General features: G+C 62.8%; 3 protein-coding genes. 1 reads left to right on the forward strand and 2 read right to left on the reverse strand.

What is annotated here, in order from left to right:
* Together ACT3TZ_RS14870 and ACT3TZ_RS14875 are read right to left on the reverse strand one after the other, a co-directional pair.
* Positions 1-1,122 (reverse strand): AlbA family DNA-binding domain-containing protein (locus ACT3TZ_RS14870; RefSeq protein WP_444584197.1); only part of this gene is annotated, 1,122 nt, incomplete at its 3' end.
* Positions 1,123-1,180: 58 nt separating this feature from the next.
* Complete coding sequence (locus ACT3TZ_RS14875; RefSeq protein ID WP_444584198.1) at positions 1,181-3,931, reverse strand: DNA methyltransferase; 2,751 nt, start codon at positions 3,929-3,931, stop codon at positions 1,181-1,183.
* 73 nt (positions 3,932-4,004) lie between these two features.
* Here ACT3TZ_RS14875 and ACT3TZ_RS14880 point away from each other — a divergent pair.
* Positions 4,005-4,523, forward strand: a 519-nt coding sequence (locus ACT3TZ_RS14880; RefSeq protein ID WP_444584199.1) for a hypothetical protein, incomplete at its 3' end; no start/stop codon positions are given.

The raw sequence follows: 4,523 nt of genomic DNA on the forward strand, positions 1-4,523 counted from the left end.
GTACTTCGTCAGTAGCTTCATGGTTGTTTCCTGAATCTCCCGATCTGGGTCTTCCCATGATGCAGGCCTGACGGTCAGGGTGTGAGTCACGGTGTCTTGGGGGAAAGCCTGGGAACTACTCCCGATCCAGGAGTCCAGCATGGTCGCCCCGCGGAGGTTGATCATGTGGATTCCGATGCGCCACTCTCCTTGATAACCGTAGGCGTGCGAGAGCTTCTGAACGGTCTCCAAGAACTGTCCCGCGAATATGCCCATTGTGGCCGTGAGCGCCCTGATAGGTTCTCCGGGCTCTTGGGAGCCCTTCATGGTTGCACCACCACTGGCAGCCGTGATCGTGAAGCCATCGTGGACACTCAAGCTAGCCAAATTCCGCTCGTAGTCAGGAGAAGCATCGTTGTTCCCAGCGAAGTTGCGGAGACTCACTCCTTCGGGGTCATTGCCGCCTACGCTGCAGTCTGCAAGGAGACCAATCCCACGATCTTGCCCCGTCCGTAGGTTGTGGAGCCAGTGCCTGAGGGGGTTCGCGCTGATGCCATCGAAGGGCACCGGCGTGCAGGGCTCCGCACGGAAAAAAGCGTGCCCATTTCCGGTGGGGGCTCCCGCGACGAGCTCGTTGATGGGGTCATACAGTGCGAGCTCCAGAAGACGCTCGACGAATCCCTGCATGCGTTGGTCCCGGTTGCGCATGAGGTCGCGCACTTCTGGGTCTGACAAGACACGTTTCCCATTGGAGGAGCGTCCGTAGTACCTCTCATCGACCATGTGGGGAGCAAGAGGGGATGGCGCCACGGCCACGACCAGAAGGTTCTTTTCGCCCGGCCCTTTGATGGGGTCGAGGACCAGTGGGGTCAGCGGAGGGGTAATCCCCGTCGCGGCGACCTGAGAGATCCGGTCCGGCAGACTCTCGGTCTCGCACCCCACGACCTCATAGTCCTGGTCACGGACCCCATAGATCAGGACGCCGCCGTAGACGCTCAGGGAGGCCAGGTCTCGAGCCAACTCCCGATTGGTTTGTTTGTTAGAAGGCGACATCTGCTCCTTGAGTTCGCACCACTGGTTCTCCCCGAGCAGTCCACCCTCGGCCGCGGCGAGAACCTTGTCCCAGGTGTCGAGGGCGGTCAAAGGGCGTCCTGGTCCTAGGTAGTGCTGCATCACGATGGCCTCCAGGAGTGATCGACGGTCAGGACTGCTTGTTGCCGGCGAGGTCGGCGTAGCGTTGGAAAAGGATCTGCTGGCGCTCTTGTATAGAACTGCACAAGCGCTGGGCTCCGAACGCCCTGTCCACCGCTGTGTCCAAGACGCGGTGCGCCTTGAGCAAGGCAGGATCCATTGCCAGTGGGGTGTAGTGCTGGGCAAGGGATCGCTCCGGGTGGAGTGCGCGGGCTTCGAGCACGGCCTGCCCGCCACCAATCACCTTCTCCTTCTGCTTCTCGGACAAAGTCGGCAGAGGAAAGCTGTTCCATGTCAGCGTGTTCGAGAACGCGGGATCGCTCTTGATACGCCCGCCGACGGTCTTCTGCCAGGTGATGAACATGGAGCTGCTGATCGCGGCGAACGCGAGACCGTCCGGGTCCTCGCACTTGTAGACCTTGTCGCCAGCAATGACTTCGGGGGGCAGGCGGGCTGCGGTCACCCAAAATCGCGACTCACTGAATATCTTCGGGATCCCTAAGTACTCGTCCGCCGGCTGCGACCTCTGTCCGAAGAGGTGTGCGGTGGCTGCCATGGCGCGGGTCGATGCTGCCGAGCTGGCTTCACGGAACGTTTTGACGTCAGCGAGACGCTCACGGAGCACCTGAGAGCGCTTCACATCGGCGGGATCGAGATCCTCCATCCACAAGCACCAGCGCGGGAGATCATGGATGAGTTCCTTGCCCATGACAAACCGGCGGACGTACTTCGCGGCGACTGGATCAGCCATGACGACGTGGTAGTCGTCTGGCCCGATGATGAGGTGTCCGCCATCTCGCGGCATGCTTCCCATCGATGCTGGCGGCAGCTGGGAGCTCAACGGCGCGCGAACCTGCTCGACCAGCACGTTCGGTCCGTCCACAAGGTAGCCATTCACTGCTCGGGCGGAGACCTCGACAGGTTCACCCTTCACCGTCTCGTAGCTGAATAGCCTCGGTGTCGGCTTCTTCTCTCGATCGAAGCCGACGATGGTGCAGTGCACGGCAGCGGCGCCCGGGGCTTCGCTTGACCAGGCGAAGGTGCGGTGGGCAAAGCGGATCCGCCAGCCAGCATCGAAGATCGGCCCGAAGAGCGCCGGGACAGGTTCTCCTTGAGCGATCGAGTTCGTTGAAACGAAGGCGAAGCGCCCTGCCTCGGGACCGAAGAAGTCGATCGCCTTCTTGTACCAGCCGGTGACGTAGTCCAAGCGGCCGATGTCTTGGCGCTGCCACACGTCTCGAAGTTCCTGAGCCTGCTCGGGTGTGCGGGTGGCGTGGCCTAGAAATGGCGGATTCCCCATCACAGTGACATCCCGGCCGGGCGTGAGGACGTCGGTCCAGTTGGTCCGCAGGGCGTTACCGACGGTGATCCGTGCGGAGTCCTGTAGCGGCAGCATCGGGACGGCGTAGCCAAGGGTGAGGTTCACGGCCTGGTTGGCCTGGTGCTCGACGAGGAACATCGCCGTCCTAGCGATGGTGGCCGGCCACTCCTCGAGCTCGATCCCATAAAACTGCGACAGCTTCACGTGGACACGATCGCCCGCGTCCAACGACAGCTGCGCCCGGGACGGGTCGAGCTGCTGCAGACGCTCATGGATCCGCAGCTCCAAGGCCCGGAGTTCCCGGTAAGCGATGATCAGGAAGTTCCCACACCCGCACGCGGGATCAAGGAACGTCAGGGACCCGAGGTGCTCGAGCAGCTTCTCCAGCTCCCTCTTCTTCGCATACGCCTTCGTGAACTGTTCCTCGAGCTCGTCGAGGAACAGGGGACGGATAAGCTTGAGGATGTTCGTCTCGGTCGTGTAGTGCTCACCCAGGGCACGCCTGGCCTTCTTGTCCTTCACAGCCTGGAACAGGGACCCGAAGATCGCCGGGGAGATGCTGGACCAGTTGAAGTACGCCGCCTGCAGCAGCAGGTCCCGGGCAGCCCGATCGAAGTAGGGGATCTCAACAGCCTCGCCGAACACGGAGCCGTTGACGTAGGGGAAGGCCTGGATCAGGTCGTCATCGCGCCCGTACCGTTTGTCCTCAGGCTTGTTCAGTGCCTGGTAGAGCGTCGCCAGCTGCGACCCGAGGTCCGAGCCGTCCTCGCTCGTGCGTTCCTCGATGTACCGGGAGAACAGATCCCGCTCCCACAGCCCCGCATCGTCCGCGTACAGGCAGAACAGGGTGCGGATCAAGAAGATCGACGCCTGATGGTCGTCATACCCCGTCGCCTCGAGATGCTCGTACAGCTTGGCCATCAGCTGCGCCGCCTTGATCGACGCCGCTTCCTGGTCGGCGGACCCGAACTTCGCCCGCCGGTAGCCCGCGAGGAACATCAGATCCTCGACATGCGCCGGGAGATCCTCGAGCCCGAACTCGATGACCCCGTCCCCACCCTCGGCGGTGAGGTCCAGCAGCCGGAAGGCCCGGAAGTCGCTGGTGATGACATAGTCCGGACGCTCGTGGACCGTGAGCGATTCGATGTAGTCCAACGCCTGCGACTCAGCCTTCGCCAGGTCCTCACCGGCGGACTTCATCTCGATCAACGCCGTCCCGGAGATCAGCGCGTCGATGTACCCGCGGTGCCCCGTCGAGGCTCGCTGGGCACGCTTCTCATACACGGCGGCGGTGGACCGGGTGATCCCGAAGACCTGCAAGAGGTCCCGCACGAAGCTCTGCGCCTCACCCCGCTCATAGCCCTCCGCATCGCGCCACTGCGCCACGAACGCCCCTGCACGAGAACGGATATCAGACAGCACGAGGGGCTTTTGGCTCATGCCGCACATCATCGCAGGGCACCGGGACAAGGCAGCTCAAACGTGTGTCTGTGCGACCCGTTATGGTCTGCCCATGACAATAGACGTGGCGCTCGACCAGGTGCGTGCGGCAATCCATCGCGATCTCGGCGATCCATCGACCTGGGGTTCACCGGTAGAGATGCGTGACTCCCTGGCCCTCTGCGCCTTGAACTCCGCGTACTCACTCCAAACCAAGTCTGCGTCCGTGCGGAAGGTTCTGCGCCGCTACCGTGAGCACCGCATCGCCGCCGGCGCCGACCCCCGCAAGGACTCCGGCACCGACCTTCTGGCCGCAATGGACTCGGCAGGAGGCCCCCGACCGTTCTCACTCGAGGTCCTCGAGAGCAAGAAAGTCTTCCCAAAGACCAACCGCCTGCGATCCGAAGCTGTCTACGACGCGCTCTCTCGACTCGCTGACCTCGGTATCACCACGACCGGTCAGCTCCTTGCCGCCACCAAGGACAGCGCGGCCGAGAAAGCCTGGCGTTCTGTCAAAGGACTCGGCTCGCAGTCCTGGGCCTACCTCCTCATGAACGCTGGCGATGCAACCCAGACGAAGCCAGACACCATG

Source organism: Brachybacterium sp. AOP25-B2-12 (genome assembly GCF_052378625.1).
Taxonomy (GTDB): domain Bacteria; phylum Actinomycetota; class Actinomycetes; order Actinomycetales; family Dermabacteraceae; genus Brachybacterium.